General features: G+C 50.9%; 1 protein-coding gene. It reads right to left on the reverse strand.

From position 1 onward, the window contains the following. A partial coding sequence (locus tag EN852_RS41950; protein WP_210238320.1) for a hypothetical protein occupies window positions 1-217 on the reverse strand: 217 nt, incomplete at its 3' end. Window positions 218-322: the final 105 nt, after the last annotated feature.

Here is a 322-nt window from a genome sequence, read left to right on the forward strand (position 1 = left end):
TCGCAATTCCCCCAAGCCTTATCTCGCCGGTTGATTGGCTGAAATCGATCGTCGAGTTTAGAACAATGTTCATGTTCCAGTCAGAACTCGAAACAAACTCAAGCCATGAGTTATTCGCCGGGGCAGTTATGTCAGCGTTGATAGTCAGAAGCCCGGCGTTGGTGTCGGTGTTATATGGCCGCGACATGAGGACTGTCACAACACCATTCTGGGCCAAGGCAGCCTCAATGCTCCTGGCCGATATGTGCGAATCGTTCACCGTGCCAAAGATGTTACTGTTAGTGACGAAGAAGAATTCGTCCCCCGAAACGGTTGTGCCAAC

The sequence above is a fragment of the Mesorhizobium sp. M2E.F.Ca.ET.209.01.1.1 genome (assembly GCF_004010375.2).
In the GTDB taxonomy this organism is placed as follows: Bacteria; Pseudomonadota; Alphaproteobacteria; order Rhizobiales; family Rhizobiaceae; genus Mesorhizobium.